The sequence below is a fragment of the Amylibacter sp. SFDW26 genome, from assembly GCF_009184395.1.
In the GTDB taxonomy this organism is placed as follows: Bacteria; Pseudomonadota; Alphaproteobacteria; order Rhodobacterales; family Rhodobacteraceae; genus Amylibacter.
Genome location: NZ_WEIC01000005.1, coordinates 173,614 through 198,620 on the forward strand (window position 1 = coordinate 173,614; position 25,007 = coordinate 198,620).

Genomic DNA, 25,007 nt, shown 5'->3' on the forward strand with positions numbered 1-25,007 from the left:
AAGCAGCATTTAGATTAAGCTCACAAATAACCATCAGTAAGGCGCATCATGGCACTAAATCCAGGAGATTTAATGTTCGTCGGTTGGGACACCGATAACAATGATGCCGCTATGCTTGCCACCACTGACATCGCAGAGGGTGAAATCATATATTTCACCGATGACGAATGGAATGGCACCGAATTTATCGGCAATGAGCAACTAATAGAATGGGAAGTTCCAGCAGGCGGCATTCCTGCAGGAACCGTAATCACAGTCGATATGTTCAGAAACCCAAATGGTGCAGAGGTAACTGTAGGCGGCACAGGAAGTGGTATTACAGATTACATCCGTGGTGGTGGTCAGCTTGCAGGGGCTAATGAAATGTTCTGGGCTGTTCAAGGAACGGTTGATGGAAGTAATGATTTAACGCCAACAAACTTTATAGGTGTTATTGGGAACGAAGCAGATGGCCCAGATACTCAAACGCCAAACTTAACAGGCACAGGATTAACCACCAGTAATGGCGCCATTATCATCGACGGTGATAATGATTATATGGAATTCAACGCCGATGGCGGACTTCCAGACCCAGCCACACAACAAGAGTTAATTGATGCTATTTCCAATACGTCTGATTGGGACTTGGGAAATGGTGGCGGTAATAACAATCCAAACGGGACTGGTTTTGATCTAACCTTTCCTGATGTGGTTTGTTTCGTTGCTGGCACAAAGATTGCAACGCCCCTAGGCGCGTGCAACGTAGAAGACTTGCGCGTGGGCGATTTGGTCATCACCAAAGATAACGGTCTACAAGCCATTCGTTGGATCGGTCACAAGCATATTTCTGGCGCACGCCTATACGCCTACCCCCACCTGCGCCCCATTCTTATTCGCAAAGATGCGCTTGGTTTAGGCTATCCAAACCAAGATCTATATGTTTCCCCACAACATCGCATGTTGGTCAATGGACCACGCGTGCGTTTAATCACAGGACATGGCGAAGCTTTGGTTGCCGCCAAAGACCTTGTAAACGGCACCAGCATTATTCAGATGCCTGACACACAACGGGCCGAATATATCCACATCCTATTCGATCGCCACGAATTGGTGACAGCCAACGGCACCTTATCCGAAAGCTTCTACCCAGGCGGGTTTGCGATGGACACGATGGAAGATAAAGCCCGCACAGAATTGTTCGAGATATTCCCAGAACTCGCAGTCAGCCCAGATAACTTCGGTCAGTCCGCACGCCCACTGACAAGAACTGTAGAGGCAAGGATGCTGGTTTAAGCACTGCTTTATGCCTCGCCCTCGAATTCAACCAATAAATCTAAAACGTGGTCCCGCACATTAGTACATTTGACGTAATATTGGCTTGTATGAACAGGATCATACACTTCCAATGCAGCATCAAGATGTTGCAATGCGCGCTGTAAATCTTGCCCAGGTGTTCTCGACACCGTTACCGACTGCAAAAATAAAGACCCTAAATTTCCCTGCGTCTCCGCCCAGTTTTGCGGTCCATCATCCCGCGTATAAACCTCTAATGCAGCCTCATAAGCCGCAACCGCACGCCCCAAAAGAGCCGTCGCATCAGCCCCTTCGGTACGGGCAGCTTGATCCCTCAACACATTAGCAAGATTATTCTGCATCATAGCCCATTTTTGCGGTTCATCATCCCGCGTATAAACCTCTAATGCAGCCTCATAAGCCGCAACCGCACGCCCCAAAAGAGCCGTCGCATCAGCCCCTTCGGTACAGGCAGCTTGATTCCTCAGCGCGACAGCAAGATTATTCTGCGTCATAGCCCATTTTTGCGGTTCATCGTCCCGCGTATAAACCTCTAATGCAGCTTCATAAGCCGCAACCGCACGCCCCAAAAGAGCCGTCGCATCAGCCCCTTCGGTACGGGCAGCTTGATCCCTCAACACATTAGCAAGATTATTCTGCGTCATAGCCCATTTTTGCGGTTCATCGTCCCGCGTACGAACCTCTAATGCAGCCTCATAAGCCGCAACCGCACGCCCCAAAAGAGCCGTCGCATCAGCCCCTTCGCTACGGGCAGCTTGATCCCCCAGCGCGACAGCAAGATTATTCTGCGTCATAGCCCATTTTTGCGGTTCATCATCCCGCGTATAAACCTCTAATGCAGCCTCATAAGCCGCAACCGCACGCCCCAAAAGAGCCGTCGCATCAGCCCCTTCGGTACGGGCAGCTTGATCCCTCAACGCGACAGCAAGATTATTCTGCGTCATAGCCCAGTTTTGCGGTTCATCGTCCCGCGTACGAACCTCTAATGCAGCCTCATAAGCCGCAACCGCACGCCCCAAAAGAGCCGTCGCATCAGCCCCTTCGGTACGGGCAGCTTGATCCCTCAACACATTAGCAAGATTATTCTGCGTCATAGCCCATTTTTGTTTATCGTTCTCAAATCCCCAAACAGTTAAATTCTTTTCGTATAGGGTGATCGCATTGATGGCTCCTTGCCCCCCGAATGCGCGCGCATGACCAGCCAAGCGTATTGCAAAACTATTGCGCATAATCGCCCCTAAATCAGTATCATACCCAGTAACAAAATCAGCAGCACGGATGATATGTTTGGTTGCATCATCACTACGCCCATCCAACAGGGCCGCATCTGCCATAGCCTGTGCAATTTTAGCGGCCTTTTCCGCCTCTTTGCGCAAACGCTCCCCGGTTTGTATCTCCAATGCAGGTGCTAATAAATCTTCAACACCCTTGTAATCCTGTGCCACCATCAAATCTTGCGCTGCTGCAAGCATATTTGAGAGGTTATCATTAGCCAGTTCCAATTCAGCCAAACGCGCCCGCAATGAATGCCAGTCTTTTGCTGTTTGTTTTAAATAAGCAAGTAATTCGGCTTCTGACGCGGAGGGTTTTTGATCACCAAAACTCTCAGCAATATCTTGTAACAGCTTTAGCGGTAGAACATCATCATCAACCCCTATGCCATAGCATTCAGCAAGTTCTTCCTTTGTAATGCCTAAAACACGCACCAATTCTCTAATCGTTGCAGATTGGGGCTTCGCAATTTTCGCCTTTTCAATATCAGAAATACGAGACTTATTCATTCCAGTATTTTTACATTTATCGGCAAGTTCATCTTGGCTTAAAATTGCCAAGGTACGCTTTTCAAAAACTAATTTTCCAAATTTCTTCGCGAAAAAACTAGACATCCGCAACAACTCCGCAACTCAAAAGTATCACTAAAGCAACCAAACACGAACGCTTTATTCTTTTGCAAAGCCTACATTGTTTCCAGGCAAACGCCACCCCCAACCGGTTGGGTTTCACTTTACGAATGGAACCCTAAATTATGAATACAAAAACAAAACTTGCGATTAATATTGCATTGATGATCTGTGCGGATCAAATACCGTTCATCGATGCGGAAATGGTAGAATTCATCATGCTATTATTAGATTTATTATACCCAAAATCTGATCGAAAATAACAACAGCATACATAAGGTGATCTCACAAGATCGCCTTATGTACTTAACAAAGCCGCTTCATATCGTTTTAAAAACGTTCGCGCACCCGCCATAACTGGTCTGCGCATTTCGTCTATAAGCTCTGGAAACAAAGCCTTTAGTTCTGAACGTGTATCCTTATCCAACCCATGAATGGACGCTTCCGTCACGTAGAAACTTTCCGTTTTTGCACCTTCTGACAGCACAATTTCATGCTGATCAAACATCATATGGTAATATGTCACGCTTTCACATGCTTGCGCATAAATCGTATCTCCATTCACCAAATGTTTAGCAGCCACCAGCACTTCCTTTTCGCCAAACAATAATTCAGCGCGCCAATCACGTAACAAAATACGATGTTGCGGCGATACACGCAGCGTATCAGAATTTCCAATAGCGCCTTTTTGAAACACAATCGGTGCAAAATCACCCTGACCAGAAACGGTGCGATGCCCCATCCATTTGATAGGCTGCATTCCATGATCCATCGTTTTCACCAAATCGCCATGAACAAGCGCCTCAATAGCGACATCACGACCATTTTGCGCCCTAATTCGCGTCCCCTTTACAAAACAAGCAACAGTAACATTCTCGACGTTAATATAGGTAAATGTGCCACCCGTTGGGCTCCCATCAGGATCAACAAAACTTACGGTGCCTCCCGTCGGCGAAAACGGTGATACAACAGCATTTGGGGGCAAATTCAGGACATCCGTGCCAGTACCACCTTGGACAAACGTTGTATTTTCAGATGCAAACAATTGGTCGTCGCCAATCCCGCCATCCAAATTACCAGAGCCATCTGCCGCAAAAAGTATGTCATTCCCTTCGCCACCCGTCAGGTTATTGTTACCACCAGCCCCTCCGAACATTGTGTCATTACCAATACCTCCAAAAATCTGATTGGATCCGACCCCGCCAGTCAATGTATCATCACCATCCCCACCAGACAGTTGTCCGCCTAATGACCCATCATCTGTGAAAGTGTCGTCACCAGACCCACCAATATAGCCAGAGGCATTCAATCCAGTGGCGCCGCTTGCAGAATTATCTGCATCATTCCCAACAAAAGAAACAAAGTTGCTGAAAGTGCCAGAAAATAAATCCGCATTCGTGTAGTTGGTCACAACACCAGTTGTCGTGTCCGTAAAAGAAATAGAATTTGCAGTGATGACAATTTGGAAGATGTCACTGACACCAGAGGCATCAATTGTACTATCAGCGTTAATATCTTGTGCTGCCCAAAAAGCTGCATCTGTAATGTCAGCATCTGTTAATGTGATAAAGGCCATTCCACCTAGCTCCTTTCATGCAAAACATGCACATTAAGGTCGTAGGGTCAGATTCTACCAAAAATACATATGGTTAAAGACAGTCCTAAGGAGACTCAATCAATTCGGCAGCAATCAGCCCACGCAAAGAGTTCCCAAGAAAGAAACCGCCTATAAGATCGCTTATGTGCAAGTTTTTCTCTCTTGCCTGCCGTGTTTCCAGAAATTCTTGCCGCAAGCACCCCGGCAAAACACCCGCAGATAAAGGCGGCGTTGCGTAAATATCTCCTTGTTTCACAAACAGATTCGTAATTGTACCTTCACAAATCTCATCTCGTTCATTCAAGAAAATCATCTCATCCACGCCTTCAGGCAGCTCACCTCTAACGCGATCATAAAGGGCGCGCTGCGTGGTTTTCACCGCTAACCACGGATCATCAGATCGCAAACGATCTTCACTCACACCAACCCGCCACAAGCGTGGTGTTTCAGCAAGCTCATAGGCAACCACCTTGACCTGACCCGTGGCGTCCACTGTCATGCGCACGCGTGCAGGGTCTTCCGCCACGGCCTCCCCGATACTTTGCAACACAACACCACGATCGAATGGAAACCCCAACGTGCGACATGTGGCTTCACATCGATCAATGTGCAAAGCTAAGCGTTCAAAACCACCTTTTGGTGTAAACCCAAAGGTTTCAATAATCTCTAATCCGTCTGGAGCAATTTCGTGTAACGGGCTTTCCATAACGCCTCCTCATATTCGGACGCTGCCGTGCTGTCATAAACAACACCGCCCCCCACATTTAATGACACAGCGTCATCATCCAATAGTGTCAGCGTGCGGATCGCCACATTAAACGATGACCGCCCATCTGGCGCTATCCAACCGATAGACCCACAATAGATATCACGCGCCTCTACCTCTAAATCATTGATCACTTCCATCGCGCGAATTTTCGGCGCACCTGTGATCGATCCACATGGGAACAACGCATGGAACATATCACTTACCGTGACATCATCCACCAATTCTGCACGGACAAGCGACGTCATCTGATGCACCGTTGCATAAGTCTCTACCGTGAACAGTTCTGGCACTTTCACCGATCCAACCTTGGCGATGCGTGAAATGTCATTACGCAGTAAATCCACAATCATCAGGTTTTCTGCACGGTTCTTAGGATCAGACCCTAAGAATGCCACCAATTCATCATCTTCCGCCTGTGAATTGCCGCGCCGCACAGTACCCTTCATCGGGCGTGTCTCAATCACACCTTCCGCAGATACTCTGAAAAACAACTCTGGTGAACGGGACACAAACACAGGCCCCTCACCCAAATGCACCAACGCGCCATGCTTCACAGGCTGCGCCCGGCGCAAAGCCGTGTACAACCCCAGCGCACTGCCTTCATATTTTGACCGCATCGGAAACGTCAGATTGGTTTGATAAAAATCACCCGCAGAAATATAATCCTTAACCGTGCCAAATGCCGCTTCATATTCATCAGCAGACCAAACAGGCGTTGGGGCATCCAATTTTGCGTCGGCTTGCTCAGACCGCCCGCGATGTGCCAAACTGCGTGCTGCATTTGCATCAGGGCCATCAAACACCCCGAAGCAAATCAACGGTGTATGGCGGTTTTTAGGGAGGCGCGGCAACAACTTAGGCTCTAAGACATACCCCAACTCATAAGACGCCGTTCCAGCCAGCCACTTCCCATCAGCGCGCGCCTTTTGCATCGCATTCAATGCATCCGCAACCTCTTCTGGTTCCCAAGCAACGATCAGCCGTTCAGGATCCGCAAAAGCTTGCGTCCCCCCATCTGGGCCTTCATCAAAAAGGATATAGCTTTCGCTCATAAAAGGTATCTCACCATAATTTACCGCCTATGTAAGCCTAGCATCGCTGCTTCGCCACCCAAAACCACGACCTATTATGCTGTAAAACCGCAAACTCCGCTTATTTGAGGGTAAAATCAGCATAAAATGCAGATTATGCGTTCGGTAAATAGAAAACATGCAGCTTATTGCCGTCTAAATCACGAGCATAAGCTCCATAATATCCTTGCGCATAATCGCGTGGACCAGGAGCACCTTCATCTGATCCGCCCATTTCCATAGCTTTTGCATGAAAGGCTTGAACAACATCCGAACTTTCAGCACGCAAAATCACCTGTGACCCATTGCCAAAACTAGCAGGTTCTTTGTTAAACGGTTTCAAAACCCAAAACGAAGCATCCTGTTCTTTGGCGCCATAGCCCACTTCAACATCATTTTCGGCCACGCGTTCCATATTCAACACAGCCATAACACCGTCATAAAACGCGGCCGCCGCAGCCAAATCATTGGTGCCAACACAAACAGAAAACAACATCGCAATCATTCCTTTTTGCCCCATGAAACAAATACACGGCCAAAACACAAGATGTCACAAAATCCTGATAGCAGCCATCTTGCCCAATCAAATTGTCATGATACGCTACGCCCATGATAGGAACAGACAAAGCATACAGCAGCCTTTTGGGGGCTCTCACTGCTGACGCAGCCACGTTGCGTTTGCATTGGATATATGACGTTGATTTGATTGCTCAAATTATCGATCAAAACTCTGGCCAAGTTGCATTTGTTCCCAGCCATCTTGAGGGCATTCCAGATTATCACGCATCGCGCAAAAAAGGCATGCAAACCCAATACGGCGAAGCCCTTTTATTGGCTTTGCAATCCATGATCAAAACCAATGGCACATTCGATGTCAGGGATTACCAAACATCCTTTGCCAATCACTTTGGCCCTGACGGCCCATACAAAGGATACATAGACCGTCCAACAAAGGGCACATTGGAAAACATCCAAAACGCACGCCGATCCCCATCAGGCATAGACGATGACCAATTGCCAGCCCTCAGCCGTCTTCCAGCCCTTGTTGCAACACGCCAGCCGAACATTGACGAAGCTATTGAGATCACCAACGTCAACAAAGATGCCTCTGCCTATGGCCGCGTTTTTGCTAAGCTTCTAAACAAAGTCATAAATGGTGAAGACTTAGACACAGCTCTTACATCCAGCGCCCAAGAGGCCCCTGACCGTATTAAGCAGCCATTGATTGATGCGCTTGAAACATCCGAAACAGACTCAATTGCCTACGGCGAAATAACAGGCCGCGCATGTCATTTACCCATGGCAGGTCCTTTGATGTTCCACATCTTAAAACACACAACCAGTTACACCGATGCAGTTGAAACAAACATCAAAACAGGTGGCGACAATGCTGGGCGCTCTATCATGATCGGCGCTATACGCGGTGCTGTTTACGGTGAACGTGCTATCCCAACCAATTGGATAAAACAGGCTGAAAAAGCAAACCCAATTCGCAGTATCTGCGAACATTTCTGCCTTAAAAAGTTACAACCGAGTAAAGAGATGCCACTAAAAGCACCGCCATCGTTATATTGAACGTCCGCAAACGCCGTTCATTGGTTAAAATCTTTTGCATCTGTTGCCCCAATACCGTCCAAACCGAAACGGACGGCAAGCTTACAGAAATAAACACCAAAGCGACTGTAAAGATCACCACAACACTTTGATCAGGTGCATAAACAGTCACAGCGGTCAGCGCCGTAGCAACCGCTTTTGGATTTACCCACTGAAACACAGCAGCTTGCAGTAACGTGAGCGGTTTGGCATCGCCCGAAACCGCCTTTGGTGCTGTTGAAGTCGCAATTTTCCATGCCAAATACAGCATATATGAAACAGACAGAACCTTTAGAATTGTTTTCAGCATTGGATACAATTCAAACACGTTGCCCAATCCCAACCCCAAAACAATCAACATACCTGCGTGCCCAAACATAATCCCGAACATATGCGGGATCGTACGGCGCACACCAAAATTGGCGCCTGATGCCAACAGCATCAGGTTATTTGGCCCTGGCGTTGCAATGGCAACAAAAGCAAAGGCCACAAGCGGGAGTAATAATTCATAAGTCATCTCACAATATTTTCAGGATCAAGAATAAATTAAGTTGCAATTATCAGCGCAATTATGGAAATATCACAATTAATGAGCAAAATTGATCAAATAACCGAAAAAATATTGCGCGAACTGACTAAAGACGGGCGCATATCCAACCTTGAACTCGCAGATCGCGTGGGGCTTTCCCCCTCAGCATGTTTGCGCCGCGTCCAAGATTTGGAACGCTCAGGTGTCATCACAGGCTACCGCGCCACATTGGACCGCGATGCGATTGGGACAAGCTTTGTCGCCTACATGACTGTGGGTTTGAATGATCATACAAAAGCAGCGCAAAGCGCATTTGAACGGTCGATCTCATTATCGCCTCAAGTGCGCGAATGCCATAACATCACAGGCACTTTCGAATATATGTTACGCATCGAAGTGGCAGATTTAGCCGCCTATAAGTATTTTCACACCGAGGTTTTGGGAACACTGCCTCAGGTAAACTCAATCGTATCCTATATCGTGATGGGGTCTCCAAAAGATGAACGCGCTTAATCACGCAAATGATTATGCAGCCCGACCATTCCTATAAACCACCATCCACCTCACAATAATCATAAAAATAAATGCCAAGATTAGGCTGGATGTTTCCGCCATGTGGTCTCGGCACAAAATATAAATAGCACCACCTATTAACGATATAGTCGCATAAAGATCCTGCTTTAGAATTGCAGGTTGCAAACCACACAGTATGTCGCGAAACATCCCACCAGCCACACCAGTGATACAACCAAGTACAACCGCACTCACAACGGGCAACTCGTTTGCCAATGCCGCTTGCGTGCCAACAAGTGTGAACAACGCAAGTCCAATGCCATCTAAATACTGTAAAAATATCAACCGCTGTCCGCCCCCATTATTATATCTCTTCGCAATGAAATACGTAACTAAACCAATTGGCACTGCCGTAGACAGATACGTCATATCCACAAGCCAAAAAACGGGCGTTGCCCCTATCAACAAATCGCGCAAAGTTCCACCACCAACTGCGGTCACGATTGCCAGTACAACTGCGCCAAAAGGATCAAAATCTTGGCGCGCAGCCTGAATAGCTGCCGTTGCAGCCATGACCACCGTTGCAACGATGGTTAAGCCGAATGTGATAGACGATAAACTAGATAACAAATGTAGGCTTCTTTGTAGTTAACATAAGAGGTCAGTCTATTAGATATTCATACATCATAGCGTTTCAAATGCCCCATAAATACAGGAAACGGTCAAAACGCCTTAATTATAGATACCTGTAATGACATTTGTTCTACATCATGGCCACAACATCCTGGAGGATTTAAGCCACCCGTTCCCTCAGACAAATTGTTCGTAGCGCTATCATAGTTGACTTCACCGCGTAATTTCCATGACTGTACAAGCTCTTTTTGCAATCCAAACCCAAAAGAAAAACCAAACGACGAAAATGAATCTACTGTGGTCGGGCTTGTTGCGGCGTCACCTGTGACATAAACCAGTCCCGCAGTGCCATATAACTCTAACCCTTCGGAAATTTCACCACCATAAACGCCACGCAAGCGAAGTACCGTATCAAGTTCACAAACAAATGGTCCCGTAGCGGGAGAACATCCAATCGATGGCCCAAAAAAATTATTTTCAAAACTAGAGCTTGGAAATTCCAGTTGCACCTCAGTCGCCCAGAAATTATTACCCAGCTGTTTTCTATAACCACCAAGCAACACACCCGAAACGAAATCATCTTTAGATGATAGTATTCCAGCAAGCTGCTCCACTCCCGCTCTAGATTTAGTCAGTGATGCGCCGCCGCCAAAATAAAAACCATCTGCTGCATATACAGGTGTAGCGCTTAATAAAGCAGCACACAGAACTGTACTAATTATTTTCTTTTTCATGACACATATCCCCCCATGTCTGAAAAATTATTAACATAATTATTTCACAAAGTAATATTATCTCGAAATAGTGCATCTATATTGGGTAATTATTGTTGCATTTTTGTGCATTTCTCACCCTCAATACTTTCAACATGGAAGAAACAAGCGGAAAACAATAGTGATAACGAGCAGATGAATCTCTAAAACCATAGCATTCTCTCGAATTCCCCCCTTGCACCCACCCCTCCAAAACATTAAACCCACGACAATTTGGAAATTGTCGACGAATCCACGTCCACTTGCATTTAGGGGCCATGTAATCATGCCAAAACGTACCGATATCTCATCCGTAATGATCATCGGCGCTGGCCCCATTATTATCGGCCAAGCTTGCGAATTCGATTACTCTGGCGCACAGGCCTGTAAAGCACTCCGCGAAGAAGGCTACCGTGTCGTTCTTGTGAACTCCAACCCAGCCACAATCATGACCGACCCGAATATGGCAGACGCCACATATATCGAGCCGATCACACCCGCCGTGGTTGCCAAAATCATCGAAAAAGAAGTTGCAGCACATCCAAATGATAAAATGGTGCTACTTCCAACGATGGGTGGTCAAACTGGCCTGAACACAGCATTGGCTTTGGACGAAGACGGCACACTTGAAAAATTCAACATCGAGCTGATCGGCGCTGATCGCAAAGCCATTGAAATGGCCGAAGACCGCAAATTGTTCCGCGAAGCCATGGACCGCCTCGGCATCGAAAACCCACGTGCAACAATCGCCGAAAGCATGGAAGAAGCCATGGCAGCGATTGACGAAGTTGGCCTACCAGCCATCATTCGCCCAGCCTTTACTATGGGCGGCACAGGCGGCGGTATTGCATATAACCGCGATGACTACGAAAAAATCTGTAAGTCAGGCATCGATGCATCCCCAGTAAACCAAATCCTAATCGACGAAAGCCTGTTGGGTTGGAAAGAATACGAGATGGAAGTTGTGCGCGACAAAGCGGACAATGCCATCATCATCTGTGCCATCGAAAACGTCGACCCAATGGGCGTGCACACTGGCGACAGTATCACTGTGGCCCCTGCTCTGACACTGACAGACAAAGAATACCAATTGATGCGGACACACTCCGTAAACGTTCTGCGCGAAATCGGCGTGGAAACAGGCGGTTCAAACGTTCAGTGGTCAGTGAACCCTGCGGATGGCCGTATGGTTGTAATCGAGATGAACCCACGCGTGTCTCGTTCATCCGCATTGGCATCGAAAGCCACTGGGTTCCCAATCGCCAAAGTCGCTGCAAAATTGGCTGTCGGTTACACATTGGACGAGTTGGACAATGACATCACCAAAGTCACGCCAGCAAGCTTTGAGCCTTCCATCGATTACGTGGTTACAAAAATCCCGCGCTTTGCATTTGAAAAATTCCCAGGCGCACAAAACGACCTGACAACAGCTATGAAATCTGTGGGCGAGGTTATGTCCATCGGTCGCACAATCCACGAAAGCATGCAAAAAGCATTGGCATCGATGGAAACAGGCTTAACTGGTTTCGACGAAATCGAAATCGACGGCATGCCATCTGATGAAAACATCGTAAAAGCCAAAGACCCATCAGGCAGCCTGTCACACATCTTGCTCGGTGCAGATGCCGAAGCTCAAGAAGCCATCGACAAAAGCTTAACCAAAGCCATGTCACAACAAACACCAGATCGTTTGTTGCACATCGCCCATTCCATGCGTTTCGGCTTCTCTGACGATGAAATCAACGCCATCACAAAATTCGACCCATGGTTCTTGGCGCGCATCCGCGAAATCATTCAAATCGAACAAGACATCATTGATAACGGCCTGCCAACCGATGAAAAAGCAATCCGCCGCATCAAAATGCACGGCTTCACAGACGCCCGTCTTGCCAAAATGTCAGGCCAAAATGAACGCGACATCCGCATCAATCGCACAAAACTGGGCGTAACAGCCTGTTTCAAACGTATCGATACATGCGCTGCGGAATTCGAAGCGCAAACACCTTATATGTATTCCACATACGAAGCAGACGCGATGGGCACAGTAGAATGCGAAGCCCGTCCATCTGATCGCAAAAAAGTCGTTATCCTTGGCGGTGGCCCAAACCGCATCGGTCAAGGTATCGAGTTTGATTATTGCTGCTGTCACGCCTGTTACGCCCTAACAGACGCAGGCTACGAAACAATCATGGTCAACTGTAACCCAGAAACAGTGTCCACAGACTACGACACATCTGACCGTTTGTACTTTGAGCCGCTGACAATGGAAAACGTCATGGAAATCCTGCGCGTTGAGCAGGAAAACGGCACATTACACGGTGTCATCGTCCAATTCGGCGGTCAAACACCACTGAAATTGGCAAACGATCTAGAGGCTGAAGGCATCCCTATCTTGGGAACAACACCAGACGCGATTGACTTGGCAGAAGACCGCGAACGGTTCCAACAATTGCTAGAAGGCCTAGACCTGAAACAACCCTACAACGGCATCGCACACAGCGGCGAAGAAGCGTTTGAGATTGCACAAGACGTTGGTTACCCACTGGTCATCCGCCCATCATACGTTCTGGGTGGCCGCGCCATGGAAATCATCCGCAGCGACGATCAATTGAACCGCTACATCAATGAAGCCGTTAAAGTATCGGGCGACAGCCCAGTACTTCTAGACAGCTACCTTGTAGGCGCTATCGAAGTTGACGTTGATGCATTATGCGACGGCGAAAACGTCCACGTCGCAGGCATCATGCAACACATCGAAGAAGCCGGCGTTCACTCTGGCGACAGCGCCTGTTCCCTACCACCATACTCGCTATCTGACGAAATCATCGCCGAAATGACACGCCAGACAGAGGCAATGGCCATCGGCCTAAACGTGGTCGGCCTGATGAACGTACAATTCGCGATCAAAGACGATGTGATCTTTATCCTAGAGGTCAACCCACGTGCATCGCGCACCGTGCCGTTCGTGGCCAAAGCGATCAACAGCCCGATAGCTTCCATCGCCGCACAAGTCATGGCAGGCGCAAAACTATCCGACTTCGACCTGAAATCCCCACGTCCAGACCATTTCGCGGTGAAAGAAGCAGTCATGCCCTTCAACCGCTTCCCAGGCGTTGACCCGCTATTAGGCCCAGAAATGCGCTCAACAGGCGAAGTCATGGGCTTGGACAAATCATTCGAACGCGCCTTCCTAAAATCACAATTGGGCGCCAGCACACCACTGCCATCATCGGGCACCGTGTTCATCTCGATCAAAAACAGCGACAAAGACACGCTAATCCTAGAAGCCGCACAAATCCTATCTGGCTTGGGCTTCACAATCCTCGCCACAGGCGGCACATCCACATGGCTTGCAGACAACGGCGTGCAAAACACCCGCGTGCAAAAAGTCTACGAAGGTCGCCCAAACATCGTCGATACACTCAAAGACGGCGGCGTGGACCTGATCTTCAACACCACCGAGGGCACACAATCATTAGAAGACAGCCGCGATATCCGTTCCGCCGCCCTATACGACAAGATCGCATATTACACGACTGCCGCCGCATCCAATGCAGCTGCAAAAGCGATCCGCAATATGTCCGAAGGTGAAATCGAAGTCATGGCACTGCAGGAATACTAATGATGAAATGCATGTAAATGCATCTCATCGGCCGGCAGGGGATTATTTAGTATCCCCGAGAGGCACAAAGCCTGTAAAACCTACCGCGGCCAATCTTTCGGCACCATCGTTTTGAACCGCTCATCTTTGATGATCTGCATGTAATTCTTTATGCTGTGATCCTCACCGGGGTTCACACCTTCGGGTGCCATCCAATACCGGCTGCCCACATGGCGATATTTCTTATTCCCAATACCGGGCGGCATATGACACACTGTATCATCCATCCGCAAATAATTCGCCACCCAGCCCTCACCACTCAGCCGCGTCTTACCGCTTAAAACCTTGGGCGAAGCAAATGCAACCGTTGGCACCTTCATCGATGCCCCCACAATCTGTGCACTCGCAGCCCCCAATGAATGCCCAACGATAAACTTAGGCTTTAACCCCTTCGCAAACATAAACACCATCTGCGCATGGGTCATAAACCCCTTGTGCCAATAGCGCCCACTATCGCCCTTCACACTTTCCACACGCAAATTGAAATCCGCCCAATCACTGGGCTCATTCGTGCCAGGGATCACCAAAGTCTTGTCTTTCAGAAAATAGGCCTGAACCCCCGCCACATCCACCTGATGTAAAATCTTAGAGCCCAACCGTTTCAGACGCGCCCCCTTTTTCTTTTCGTTATAGGCGCGGTCAATCAAATCGCCAGCATCATACACATTCATTTTAGCCATAATAAATCCCTCCCTTATAAAAATAAGAGGAAGCTTAACATAAAATCTGAAAAAGGCTGTGACCTATATCACTAGGCAATATCTGGCACCAAGAACCATCACCCTATCAAACCAAACACATGGAATGTTATGTAATCTCATCAAAGCGTCTAGTTAAAGCATCATCAATCATATTACGTTGATTTTGCTCAACATATTCAAGAAATTCAACTATATCGGCATCTTCTAAAACGATCGTATAACCGCGACCAGCTCCGACATTATCTCTACATCTATCAATAAACCTTGCACGGTTATCCATGTTTCTGCAAAGAAGAAAACCAAGGCTTCCACGATGGATTGAATACCTTCCTGCTATTTGATCAAGTTCTGGGTTAGCAATTTCTTTTGTATAGTTTTTGCATTCCATTGGCACTGCAATGGAACGAGTGTTTGGACTTAACAACATTTGATTAAAGAAGCCTCCAGTCGCTGAATTATTAAACTTAATATCAATCCGTTTTCGACCTTGATCAACACTGTGTTCTTTCACTGGACAAGTCAGACTAGGGTAAAATAAAAATGTGCAAATTCCCATTACTACAGAATGATACTCATTAGCAGTTGGCGTTCCAGTTGGTATTTGCTGTAGGCGATCAATCAAAACCCGCGCAAATAAATCTTCTTGGAAGAATGTATTCTGCGAAACTCTCATAATATCTTGGTTAGTAAGCGGGCCCTCTGCCCCCTTTAATTGTTTATAAGCTTCAAGTACTTCAGGATGCTCTTGAACAAATGCCGCCATATCATTTTTATTTTTAGGGTGTTCTTCTTTTACATCTTTTTTAGTTACGTATTTCTCTCCATTTACAAATGTACGAACCAAAGAACCACCTGCATTTAGGTATTCTGCTTGGAGATATTCAGTCATGTGAAAATCATAAAACTCTTGGCTGTCTAAAGCTAATGAATATCGAACACTTAGCTTTGGAACTAAGACTATGGCTTTACCCTCGTGAATAGGTAATTCTTGTTCCGTTGACCTCCAATCATTTAGGCCAATATCCCAGACTGGCGATAAATCCCTTACTATTGTTGTATCTATGTCTAATAAGTTACACTGCTTCCTCGTGTAGTCACACAAAGGCCCTCTGAGAACATTTACCGTCAGATCAGAAATTGTATCTCTACCAATAAATTCAATAAATAATTCTGATTCTGCTACATCCTCTAATAGCCCAGTGTCAAATGCTACGCTATTTCTAAAAGCCTCAAAAATCTTTGCAGCTTTTTTCGGACCGATACCTCTACCTCTAGGTTTACCTTCTGACTCCCCTAACCTTACTTCGTTAGGTTCTCTAAGGTTTGTAAGAAGGTGTTTAGTGCGACCTAAATTTTCATCGCGAATTGAATCTAAAAGTGCGCTAAAAAATGAACGTATATGATCAATGCAAACAGCAGACCAATCATCTGATTTTAATTGTATCGCAAAGGGATCTAAATATAGTGGTGTATCTTTATTTAATTCGATATCAACAAAATCTAATTCTGACTGAGAATTAGAAAGCGAAAAAACTTGACTAAAGCGTGGCATAAAAATCCCTTTAATTTAAAATAAGATTGATAATGCGTTGACATGACAATTTAATCAAGCACTGCCATAAACCTTCTACCCATCACTTAAAAACCAACCGCACATGCTTCCATATCCGCACCTCTGTGGTGCTTTCCTGCGCAACCGCTGCCATTAAAAATTGGTGGTAAAAACTCCCCCGTTCCACGAAACCCCGCTCTATCATGGCCTCGACAATCAGCGGTCTTGTGTTTTTCGTCACGTAAATAGTTTCCACATCAAACTCCTTTTTCAAATACACAAATGAAAACGGCTGTCGAAGCGATCGACAGCCGGGGAGTTCGTTAGTCGCCCGAGAACGACTGCTATGGCCTTTAGGCCGAAGCCCTGGACATGCGCCATAACCTCCCCGACCAAAATATCGAGAAGGCATAATTACGGTTATGCTAACCGTCTCAGGAGAGGTAACGACACCCCGAGGCCAACTGTGGTCAGCCCTAAAGATAGGATAAGACAGGAAACAGATCAGGGAAAGGACAATTTCTCCACATGCACCCAGTCCGTGCTATGCACGGACAGCACCCGATCCCATTGAGGCGACAAGAGATTGCTAATGCAATCTCTGACAGCCTGTACCCCACGGGCGGGTGCTTCACACCCATCCTCGGATCAGGCGCCATCGCTTGTGTCTAAACTTGCTTTCCTTTCCATCCTATCCAAAACCTCATCAAAATACGCACTCGACAGCGCATTGCTTTCATCATTTGCAAAATGCGTGTTCAGCAAGCCTTGGATCATCGCCGTGTAATACACCCGCAGCACTTGGTTCATGCGGCGTTGGTAATTCGGCCCCATCTTTTTGAACCAGCGCAACATATCGCTGTCCACGCGCATCGTAATTTTGGTTTTATGCGGTTCAATCGGTTTGCCGACCTCCAGAAAATTCCAGTCTTTGGGAATACTGCGATCGATCCATGCATCCGAAATATCATGCTGCATCCGCGCAAGTGCCGCGATCAGATTGTGGCGGCGTTGGGCTTGTCTTTGTTCTTTGGTGCTCATCGGTTTTCACCTCAAAAATCCTATGATCCCTGCAAAATCTTAAAAAACACCAACCCATACGTGCGCCATACGCTTTCCATACGTCTGCCATACAGGTTCCATACACGGTTTATTGTGGTTCCCCAGCGTCACTCTTGACCCTTTTCAGGTAATCCCGATACTGGCGCAATAGGGAGAGTTTCATGCATAAAGTAGCGATCACAGGCAGCGGTGTTTTCACACCATCAGAGGTTATAACCAACGACGAATTGGTGAAAACCTTCAATGCTTACGCCGATAAGTTTAACTTTGAAAACAAAGGCTTAATCGAACGCGGCGACGTGGCCGCCAAGGATCATTCCTCTGCCGAATTTATATACGCCGCAAGTGGCATCAATCAGCGCTATGTGCTTGATAAAACAGGAATTTTAGACCCTGATGTGATGCATCCATTGTTGCGCCAACGTTCAGACGATGAACCAAGTGTCATGGCCGAAATGGCCGTTGACGCATGCACTAAGGCATTGAAACAAAGCGGAAAATCCGCATCCGACGTGGACTGCGTGATCGTCGCAGCCTCCAATCACGAACGCGCCTACCCCGCGATTGCCGTAGAAGTCCAAGATTTAATGGGCATCAACGGTTTCGGCTATGACATGAACGTCGCCTGTAGCTCCGCCACCTTCGGCATCCAATCCGCCGCCGACATGATCCGCGCAGGCTCTATCCGTTCAGCCCTAGTCGTAAACCCAGAAATCTGCTCCGCCCACCTAGAATGGCGCGACCGCGATTGTCATTTTATTTTTGGCGATGTGTGTACTGCTGTTCTTTTGGAGCGCGTGGAAGATGCTGAAAGTAAAGAGTATTTTGAAGTCATCTCCACCAAATGCGCAACAGTGTTTTCCAACAACATCCGCAACAACAACGGCTTTTTACGCCGCTCGCGCCCTGACGGAATGAAGGACCGTCGCGACATGCAATTCATGCAGGAAGGGCGTAAAGTTTTCAAACAAGTGCTGCCAATGGTCAGTGCGCATATCTTGGAACACATCGGATCAGAAGACATCAAACCATCCGATCTGAAACGCCTTTGGTTGCACCAAGCCAATAAGACGATGAATGACTTCATCGGCAAGAAGGTTTTGGGCCGCACACCCGAACCAGAAGAGCAACCAAACATCCTGCAAGACTATGCAAATACATCCTCTGCTGGCTCAATAATCGCATTTTCGCAGCATTCAGACAATCTTAACAAAGATGATATATGTTTGATCTGTTCGTTTGGTGCAGGATATTCAGTTGGCAGTGTTTTATTGCGTAAAATCAACGCTTAGTACAAACGCCCGCCGATGGGGACATCTAGATCTGGTTTTAATAGAACGACCTCATTTTCTTCATCTGGGACGCCCAATACCAGTACTTCGGACATAACTGGCCCTATTTGACGTGGTGGAAAGTTCACCACAGCCATAACTTTGCGACCGACCAAAGTTTCTACATCATAATGCTTGGTGATTTGGGCCGAGGATTTCTTTTCCCCAAGTTCCTCACCAAAATCGACCCAGAGTTTAATCGCAGGTTTACGTGCTTCTGGAAACGGCTCTGCGCGGGTAATCACCCCCACACGGATGTCCACTTTCATAAAATCATCGAATGTAATTTCAGACATTTATTTCCCCAATTCACGGCTGCGATCAGCGGCAGCTTTTATCCCTTGCTTTACCACTTTCGGAAAACCAGTTTCGGCATCCATAAACACATCAAGGGCAGCAGCGGTAGTACCCCCTGGGGATGTTACGTTAATACGCAACTGCGTAGGATCCTCATCCGCTTTTTCGGCTAAATCACCAGCACCCGCGACAGTTGCTTTTGCCAATGCCATAGCAAGTTCAGCAGATAGTCCCTGTGCTTCACCTGCGGCAGCCATGGTTTCAATCAGGTGGAAAACATAGGCAGGACCAGAGCCAGATACGGCTGTTACAGCATCCATTTGACTTTCATCTTCAAGCCTTACCGTTTGGCCGACAGCAGCTAAGAGATCATCTGCCATATCCATCTGATCTGCATTGATATGAGCGTTCCCAATCAACGCAGTAATGCCACGGCCAACGGCTGCTGGTGTATTTGGCATGGCGCGAATGATTGGTGTTTGCGTACCCAGCACATCCTCAAAGCTGGAAATCGGTGTTCCCGCAGCAATGGAAATAAACAATGTTGTGGAATTACCCAGCGCTTGCAGGCTTGGCAAAGCATCCCCCATCATTTGGGGTTTTACAGCCAGAATACAAACAGCAGGAGATGTAGGCAGATCGCCATTAACCGTGACACCATCCGCGATCAGGCTTTTCACCCAATCAGACGGATGTGGATCAAGGATATAAACCGACGAAGGTGATACGCCTTCTGCCAACCACCCCTGCAACATTGCAGAGCCCATTTTACCGCAGCCCAGTAGAACCAGACCGTTATTATTTACAGAAGTATGCTTCATCGTTCATCACCCTTATTTCAGGCGACAATCGTTTAAAGCTTAGCAGAAATCAAGCGCGACCGTATGCGCCTGTCATTGCGATATCCATTGCCTGTTTCACAGTGCTATCGCCCCAACATACAAGTTGGAAAGCTGGATAGTATTGTTCACATGCGGATACGGCTGCTGTTAGCATTTGGTCGATCTGTTCTGATCCTGCTACGGCTTCGCCGCCCAGCAATAAACCATACCGATAAACCATTAGTTTTTGTTCTTCCCATAGGGAAAAGGACCCTGCCCAGCATTCATCATTTGCTTCGTTTAGCGCGTGATAAAGTGATGGAATTTTATCTTTGGGTGGATCCATATCAAAGGTGCACACCATGCGCAGTGTTTCATCATATGGCGACCATGCCAATGTGATGGAATATGTGCGCCACGACCCTTCGATCGCCATAGCGATTTGGTCTTCGGCCACGCGGTCAAAGTCCCAGTCGTAGTATTGTGCGATTGTTTCGACGACATCGATTGGATGTACGTCTGCATCCCCTAGATAGTGCTCTGCATTTGCCATGCCTGTTGTCCCCTCAAGCCTGTTGTTTTCGTGAGGACGAGACCCACTAAATAACGTGAGTTTCGCAAGGTATCGCGGATTTTTCCGTTCTCCTTACTAGATATGGTAGTGACATAAAGGGCGTTCTGTAAAGGTAAAACTTTAGGAATTTTTGGATTACCCCCAGAAAAGATCAACCTATCCACAGGGAAGTGGAGTTATCCACGATCCAAGGCTTCTAGGATTGGGCAATCTGGACGGTCATCACCATTGCAACTGTGAACGAGCATCGAGAGCTCTTTTTTCAACGTCTGTAATTCCGCTAATTTATCATTCACTTCAGTAAGGCGCTGCTTGGCTATTTCGCGCACTTCGGAACTGGCGCGGGTTTGATCCTCGAATAGATCGAGCAGTTTACGACAATCATCAATTGAAAAACCCATGGCACGAGATCGCCGCACAAAGATCAATTTCCGCAAAGCTCTGTCATCATAAGTACGGTAGCCCGCATCTGTACGACCAGTGGGTTTTACCAAACCTACATCCGCGTAATAACGTACCGTTTTTGTGGGCAATTCTGCACGTTTTGAAATTTCTCCGATATTCATAGCAATCTCGCTTGACCTTCCAGTTACTGGAAACCTTATATCAAAGATAAACAGATTATAAAGGCTTGGAAAAATGGCTGCGATTGCACGTTCCCTAAACATAGATTGGACAGACAGACCCGTCTGGCGCAGAGCATCTATAAACACATGTTGGTGTTTATTGGGATGTTCCGTTGGTGATATGGGGACAATATTATTTTTTCAACTGACAGGTATTCCATGGTCAACACTCGCGATTATGACTTTGGCGATCATCAATGGCTTAACCACATCTGTAATTTTGGAAACCATCATCCTGTCACGTCAGATGGCGTTAAACTTAGCGTTTAAAACAGCCATTGGAATGTCGTTCATTTCAATGATTGCTATGGAAGTTGCGATGAACACTGTTGATGTTCTGGCTACAGGTGGCGCAAGGCTGACATTATGGGTGATACCGCTGATGTTATTGGCAGGGTTTCTTGCCCCCCTACCCTATAACTATTGGCGTCTTAAAGCTTTGGGAAAAGCATGCTGTCACTAGGGCAGCCGTATTTTATTTCTTTTTAGCAGTCGTTTTCTTAGCAGCTGGTTTTTTAGCCGCTTCTAACGCTTCGATACGCGCCAAAAGGCTTGTGTTTTCTTCGCGGGCTTTTTGTGCCATCAAACGTACCGCATCAAATTCTTCGCGTGTAACGAATTCACGGTCAGCCAACCAGCGATCCATCATGGATTTCGCAGCGTTTTCGGCTTCGTCTTTTGCCCCTTGCGCCACGCCCATAGCGTTTGTCATCAATTGGCTTACATCTTCAAAAATCTTATTGCGCGTTTGCATGGTTTTTGCTCCTTTGGAACGGCTTAGGTTCTATATGGGGGTTCTTTGCGCAAATGCCAAGTCTGTGACTTGACATCGCGACCATTCGTATCATTCATGCGCGCATGAACTTATTACATGCTATACCGTTTCCGAATATCGATCCTGTCCTGTTTTCTTTTGAAATCATGGGTCGATTGTTTGAAATTCACTGGTACGCGATTTCCTATGTCGTGTCTTTTATCTTTGCCGTTTGGTGGATCAACCGTTTGATCCGCAATAGCAACCTTTGGAAAGATGGCACGCCACCGATTGCAAAGTTGCAGATCGATGATTTGCTGACTTGGATGATCATTGGCACCATCCTTGGCGGGCGGATTGGGTTTGTTCTGTTTTACAATCTAGAATTCTATATCGCCAACCCTGCGCAAATCATCCGTGTTTGGGAAGGTGGGCTGTCTTTTCATGGCGGTTTCCTTGGTGTGATTGTTGCTGGGTTGCTTTTCTGTAAAAAACATAAGCTGGATCCATGGTCTGTTGGCGATACTTTAGCGTTTTCCGCAACCTTTGGGATTTTCTTGGTACGCATTGCGAACTTCATCAATGCAGAATTATGGGGGCGCCCAACTGATATGCCATGGGGCGTTGTGTTTCCTGGGCAAGCAGCACAGGACTGCCCGATTTTCTGGTTAAGTGATGTTTGCGCACGCCACCCATCGCAACTGTATGAATCCTTTTTAGAAGGCGCTTTGTTATTCGCAGTTATCGCCTATCTGGTGTTCAAACGGCATTGGCTTAAAGTACCGGGACAAATCATTGGCGTGTTCTTTATTGGATACGGTTTAGCGCGCACCATAGTAGAAGGGTTCCGTCAGGGGGATGCCCAATTCGTTGGGCCGACAAATCCATGGGGTCATGTGATCCGCTTTGGCAATGACTTTGACAGTATTGGCCTTTCGATGGGGCAAATTCTGTCGTTGCCAATGATCTTGATCGGTATTGGCCTGTTGATTTATGCTCGCAAGCGTACATGACCCAGTTAACTGATATCATCGTAAAACAGATCGAACGTTCAGGCCCCATCACGGTGGCCGAATATATGGCGCAATGCTTATTACACCCTGAACATGGGTATTACACAACGCACCAACCGCTGGGTGCAAAAGGTGATTTCATCACGGCACCAGAGATCAGCCAGATGTTTGGAGAAATGATCGGGCTGTGTTTGGCACAAACGTGGATGGATCAAGGAATGCCAAACCCATTTACGCTGGCAGAGATTGGCCCTGGGCGTGGTACATTGATGTCGGATATATTATGCGCCACAAAAAGCGTTTCTGGGTTTCATGATGCGGCTCACGTCGTCTTGGTTGAAGCCAGCCCACGTTTACAGCAAGAGCAAGCGGATACTTTGACTGGGTATAATGTGGATTGGGTTGCTGATGTTACGCAATTGCCCGCGCACCCCTTATTCCTTGTCGCAAACGAGTTTTTTGATTGCTTACCTATTCAACAGTTCATCCGCACGGATAATGGCTGGCAAGAACAGATGGTTGCCGCTGAAAACGGTAAATTGGGTGTGATGTTAGGCGCACAAAAACCAATTGAGATATATGGTGATGCTCCTTTGCGCACAATTTTAGAGATTTGCCCAAGTGCGAATGCAATTGTGGCTGATATTGCGCAAATGGTTGGATCTTACGGTGGTGCTGCATTGATTATTGATTACGGTGATTGGGATTTAACAGGCGATACATTGCAAGCGGTTTGCAATCATCAAAAAGTGGATGCTTTGGAAAATTGCGGGGCATCCGATCTTACCGCCCATGTGAATTTCAAAGCTATAGCTACGGCAGCCGCGCCCTTTGCCCAAGTGAGTGGGCTGACAGATCAGGGTGTTTTATTGGAACGACTTGGTATCACCCAGCGTGCGCAATCGTTAGCTGCGCAATTACAAGGTGATGCATTGGAGAACCATATTACAGCGCATCGTCGCTTGACCCATCCCGAAGAAATGGGTCATCTGTTCAAAACCATTGCATTGACCCCTAAAGGAGCCATTCACCCAGCTGGATTTGATATATGACGCTTGAAATTCTGACATCCGATGCTTTGACAGCACAACATGGCTTTTTCACCCGTAAAGGCGGCGCATCAGAGGGCTTATATACTGGCCTGAACTGTGGATTGGGATCAGGCGATGACCGTGATGTTGTTGCCATCAACCGCCAGCGTGTTGCAAAGGCTATGGATGTAGGAATTATGGATTTACAATCCGTATACCAAATCCATTCAGCAGATGTTGCTGTGATTGATGCCGTAACGGATCGTGGTTTTTCAAAAGCAGATGCAATGGTTACAGCAACCAAGGGTATTGCTTTAGGTATATTAACCGCTGATTGCGCCCCTATTCTATTTCACGATGCCGAAGCAGGTGTTGTTGGCGCTGCCCATTCGGGGTGGAAAGGTGCAGTGACTGGCATATCCGAAGCAACGGTTACAGCTATGGAAGGGCTTGGTGCTAAACGCGATGCCATTACAGCTGTGGTTGGTCCAACGATCAGTCAACGCGCTTATGAAGTTGGCCCAGAGTTTTTTGAAGACTTTATTGCAACCGATATGGAATTCAGCCGTTTCTTTGCCCAAGGCAAGGACGACCGTATGCAATTTGACCTGCCATCGTTTTGTTTACATCAATTACGCGCTTCTGGTGTTGGTGCGGCTAAATGGACAGGGCATTGTACATATTCCGATCCAGATCGGTTCTTTTCATACCGCCGCAGCTGTCATAAAAGCGAATCTGATTATGGGCGTTTGATCTCTACAATCCGTTTATAATGGTTTTTCTGAATAATTAAGCTACTTTGGTTCGGATTGCGTCAAACCTTCGACGGATCAGTGCCAAATTCCTGCCCTAAACCGACATGAATCATGGTGAATTTTGAGGCCAGTTAAGGCTATATTTACGTTTTTATACTTAATTACAGTGTATTAGGTGA

At 47.1% G+C, this 25,007-nt stretch carries 27 protein-coding genes; 10 read left to right on the forward strand and 17 right to left on the reverse strand.

Translation table 11 applies throughout. From position 1 onward, the window contains the following. Window positions 1-48: 48 nt before the first annotated feature. Window positions 49-1,272, forward strand: a complete 1,224-nt coding sequence (locus tag F9L33_RS14000; protein WP_152143422.1) for a Hint domain-containing protein — start codon at window positions 49-51, stop codon at window positions 1,270-1,272. An 8-nt stretch (window positions 1,273-1,280) separates the two neighbouring features. Here F9L33_RS14000 and F9L33_RS14005 read toward each other — a convergent pair whose 3' ends face one another. Then, entirely contained in the window at window positions 1,281-3,179 is a 1,899-nt protein-coding gene (locus F9L33_RS14005; RefSeq protein ID WP_152143423.1) for a helix-turn-helix transcriptional regulator, read from the reverse strand. 140 nt (window positions 3,180-3,319) lie between these two features. On the opposite strand from F9L33_RS14005, the gene F9L33_RS15825 reads away from it, so the two are divergent. Beyond that, on the forward strand, window positions 3,320-3,457 hold the full coding sequence (locus F9L33_RS15825; RefSeq protein WP_193222056.1) for a hypothetical protein: 138 nt from the start codon (window positions 3,320-3,322) through the stop codon (window positions 3,455-3,457). A 35-nt stretch (window positions 3,458-3,492) separates the two neighbouring features. On the opposite strand, the gene F9L33_RS14010 is transcribed toward F9L33_RS15825, so the two are convergent. The 4 genes from F9L33_RS14010 to F9L33_RS14025 form a co-directional block, all read right to left on the reverse strand. Next, window positions 3,493-4,770, reverse strand: a complete 1,278-nt coding sequence (locus F9L33_RS14010) for a Hint domain-containing protein (protein WP_152143424.1) — start codon at window positions 4,768-4,770, stop codon at window positions 3,493-3,495. Between the two features lie 85 nt (window positions 4,771-4,855). Next, window positions 4,856-5,497: an aminotransferase class IV family protein gene (locus F9L33_RS14015; protein ID WP_152143425.1), complete on the reverse strand. Its 642-nt coding sequence runs from the start codon at window positions 5,495-5,497 to the stop codon at window positions 4,856-4,858. Continuing rightward, window positions 5,458-6,612: an aminodeoxychorismate synthase component I gene (locus F9L33_RS14020; protein ID WP_152143426.1), complete on the reverse strand. Its 1,155-nt coding sequence runs from the start codon at window positions 6,610-6,612 to the stop codon at window positions 5,458-5,460. Before F9L33_RS14020 ends, F9L33_RS14015 begins: the two co-directional genes overlap by 40 nt. A gap of 133 nt (window positions 6,613-6,745) precedes the next feature. Further along, entirely contained in the window at window positions 6,746-7,135 is a 390-nt protein-coding gene (locus F9L33_RS14025; RefSeq protein WP_226804144.1) for a VOC family protein, read from the reverse strand. 104 nt (window positions 7,136-7,239) lie between these two features. Here F9L33_RS14025 and F9L33_RS14030 point away from each other — a divergent pair, with 104 nt between their 5' ends. Then, the gene (locus F9L33_RS14030; RefSeq protein ID WP_152143427.1) at window positions 7,240-8,205 is read left to right on the forward strand and encodes an ADP-ribosylglycohydrolase family protein; all 966 of its coding nucleotides are present in this window, start codon (window positions 7,240-7,242) and stop codon (window positions 8,203-8,205) included. On the opposite strand, the gene F9L33_RS14035 is transcribed toward F9L33_RS14030, so the two are convergent. Further along, window positions 8,147-8,740, reverse strand: a complete 594-nt coding sequence (locus F9L33_RS14035; RefSeq protein ID WP_152143428.1) for a LysE family translocator — start codon at window positions 8,738-8,740, stop codon at window positions 8,147-8,149. The genes F9L33_RS14030 and F9L33_RS14035 overlap by 59 nt on opposite strands. A gap of 72 nt (window positions 8,741-8,812) precedes the next feature. On the opposite strand from F9L33_RS14035, the gene F9L33_RS14040 reads away from it, so the two are divergent. Next, a complete protein-coding gene (locus tag F9L33_RS14040) occupies window positions 8,813-9,265 on the forward strand; it encodes an Lrp/AsnC family transcriptional regulator (protein ID WP_152143429.1) in 453 nt (150 codons plus the stop codon). Window positions 9,266-9,277: 12 nt separating this feature from the next. Here F9L33_RS14040 and F9L33_RS14045 read toward each other — a convergent pair whose 3' ends face one another. Continuing rightward, complete coding sequence (locus F9L33_RS14045) at window positions 9,278-9,895, reverse strand: trimeric intracellular cation channel family protein (protein WP_152143430.1); 618 nt, start codon at window positions 9,893-9,895, stop codon at window positions 9,278-9,280. A gap of 92 nt (window positions 9,896-9,987) precedes the next feature. Then, the gene (locus F9L33_RS14050; RefSeq protein WP_152143431.1) at window positions 9,988-10,632 is read right to left on the reverse strand and encodes an outer membrane beta-barrel protein; all 645 of its coding nucleotides are present in this window, start codon (window positions 10,630-10,632) and stop codon (window positions 9,988-9,990) included. 304 nt (window positions 10,633-10,936) lie between these two features. Here F9L33_RS14050 and carB point away from each other — a divergent pair, with 304 nt between their 5' ends. Continuing rightward, a complete protein-coding gene (gene carB / locus F9L33_RS14055; RefSeq protein ID WP_152143432.1) occupies window positions 10,937-14,272 on the forward strand; it encodes a carbamoyl-phosphate synthase large subunit in 3,336 nt (1,111 codons plus the stop codon). Window positions 14,273-14,352: 80 nt separating this feature from the next. Here carB and F9L33_RS14060 read toward each other — a convergent pair whose 3' ends face one another. The 4 genes from F9L33_RS14060 to F9L33_RS14070 all read right to left on the reverse strand — a co-directional run bounded on the left by F9L33_RS14060 (window position 14,353) and on the right by F9L33_RS14070 (window position 17,605). After that, window positions 14,353-14,991 (reverse strand): hypothetical protein, encoded by a 639-nt coding sequence (locus tag F9L33_RS14060; protein WP_152143433.1) that lies wholly within the window; start codon window positions 14,989-14,991, stop codon window positions 14,353-14,355. A 127-nt stretch (window positions 14,992-15,118) separates the two neighbouring features. Then, on the reverse strand, window positions 15,119-16,564 hold the full coding sequence (locus F9L33_RS14065; protein ID WP_152143434.1) for a hypothetical protein: 1,446 nt from the start codon (window positions 16,562-16,564) through the stop codon (window positions 15,119-15,121). 82 nt (window positions 16,565-16,646) lie between these two features. Further along, window positions 16,647-16,820, reverse strand: a complete 174-nt coding sequence (locus F9L33_RS15830; protein ID WP_193222057.1) for a hypothetical protein — start codon at window positions 16,818-16,820, stop codon at window positions 16,647-16,649. Between the two features lie 392 nt (window positions 16,821-17,212). Then, window positions 17,213-17,605 (reverse strand): BrnA antitoxin family protein, encoded by a 393-nt coding sequence (locus tag F9L33_RS14070; protein ID WP_152143435.1) that lies wholly within the window; start codon window positions 17,603-17,605, stop codon window positions 17,213-17,215. Window positions 17,606-17,787: 182 nt separating this feature from the next. On the opposite strand from F9L33_RS14070, the gene F9L33_RS14075 reads away from it, so the two are divergent. Next, the gene (locus F9L33_RS14075; protein WP_152143436.1) at window positions 17,788-18,918 is read left to right on the forward strand and encodes a beta-ketoacyl-ACP synthase III; all 1,131 of its coding nucleotides are present in this window, start codon (window positions 17,788-17,790) and stop codon (window positions 18,916-18,918) included. On the opposite strand, the gene F9L33_RS14080 is transcribed toward F9L33_RS14075, so the two are convergent. From F9L33_RS14080 to cueR, 4 genes are all read right to left on the reverse strand, one after another. Next, window positions 18,915-19,253 (reverse strand): tRNA-binding protein, encoded by a 339-nt coding sequence (locus F9L33_RS14080; protein WP_152143437.1) that lies wholly within the window; start codon window positions 19,251-19,253, stop codon window positions 18,915-18,917. The genes F9L33_RS14075 and F9L33_RS14080 overlap by 4 nt on opposite strands. Continuing rightward, window positions 19,254-20,075, reverse strand: a complete 822-nt coding sequence (gene proC, locus F9L33_RS14085; RefSeq protein ID WP_152143438.1) for a pyrroline-5-carboxylate reductase — start codon at window positions 20,073-20,075, stop codon at window positions 19,254-19,256. It abuts the gene before it with no gap. Between the two features lie 49 nt (window positions 20,076-20,124). Further along, complete coding sequence (locus tag F9L33_RS14090) at window positions 20,125-20,628, reverse strand: YbjN domain-containing protein (protein WP_152143439.1); 504 nt, start codon at window positions 20,626-20,628, stop codon at window positions 20,125-20,127. Between the two features lie 197 nt (window positions 20,629-20,825). After that, window positions 20,826-21,215, reverse strand: coding sequence for a Cu(I)-responsive transcriptional regulator (gene cueR / locus F9L33_RS14095; protein WP_152143440.1), 390 nt, complete (start codon window positions 21,213-21,215; stop codon window positions 20,826-20,828). A gap of 73 nt (window positions 21,216-21,288) precedes the next feature. On the opposite strand from cueR, the gene F9L33_RS14100 reads away from it, so the two are divergent. Next, on the forward strand, window positions 21,289-21,738 hold the full coding sequence (locus tag F9L33_RS14100) for a DUF4396 domain-containing protein (RefSeq protein WP_152143441.1): 450 nt from the start codon (window positions 21,289-21,291) through the stop codon (window positions 21,736-21,738). 12 nt (window positions 21,739-21,750) lie between these two features. Here the strand turns inward: F9L33_RS14100 and F9L33_RS14105 are convergent, their stop codons facing one another. After that, window positions 21,751-22,029 (reverse strand): accessory factor UbiK family protein, encoded by a 279-nt coding sequence (locus F9L33_RS14105; protein WP_152143442.1) that lies wholly within the window; start codon window positions 22,027-22,029, stop codon window positions 21,751-21,753. Window positions 22,030-22,133: 104 nt separating this feature from the next. Here F9L33_RS14105 and lgt point away from each other — a divergent pair, with 104 nt between their 5' ends. From lgt to pgeF, 3 genes are read left to right on the forward strand one after another with little or no spacing between them, the layout of a single operon-like run. Then, on the forward strand, window positions 22,134-23,042 hold the full coding sequence (lgt, locus tag F9L33_RS14110; RefSeq protein ID WP_152143443.1) for a prolipoprotein diacylglyceryl transferase: 909 nt from the start codon (window positions 22,134-22,136) through the stop codon (window positions 23,040-23,042). Continuing rightward, on the forward strand, window positions 23,039-24,094 hold the full coding sequence (locus F9L33_RS14115; RefSeq protein WP_152143444.1) for a class I SAM-dependent methyltransferase: 1,056 nt from the start codon (window positions 23,039-23,041) through the stop codon (window positions 24,092-24,094). Before lgt ends, F9L33_RS14115 begins: the two co-directional genes overlap by 4 nt. Further along, the gene (pgeF, locus tag F9L33_RS14120; RefSeq protein ID WP_152143445.1) at window positions 24,091-24,846 is read left to right on the forward strand and encodes a peptidoglycan editing factor PgeF; all 756 of its coding nucleotides are present in this window, start codon (window positions 24,091-24,093) and stop codon (window positions 24,844-24,846) included. The genes F9L33_RS14115 and pgeF overlap by 4 nt, the downstream gene beginning before the upstream one ends. The last annotated feature ends 161 nt before the right edge of the window (window positions 24,847-25,007 follow it).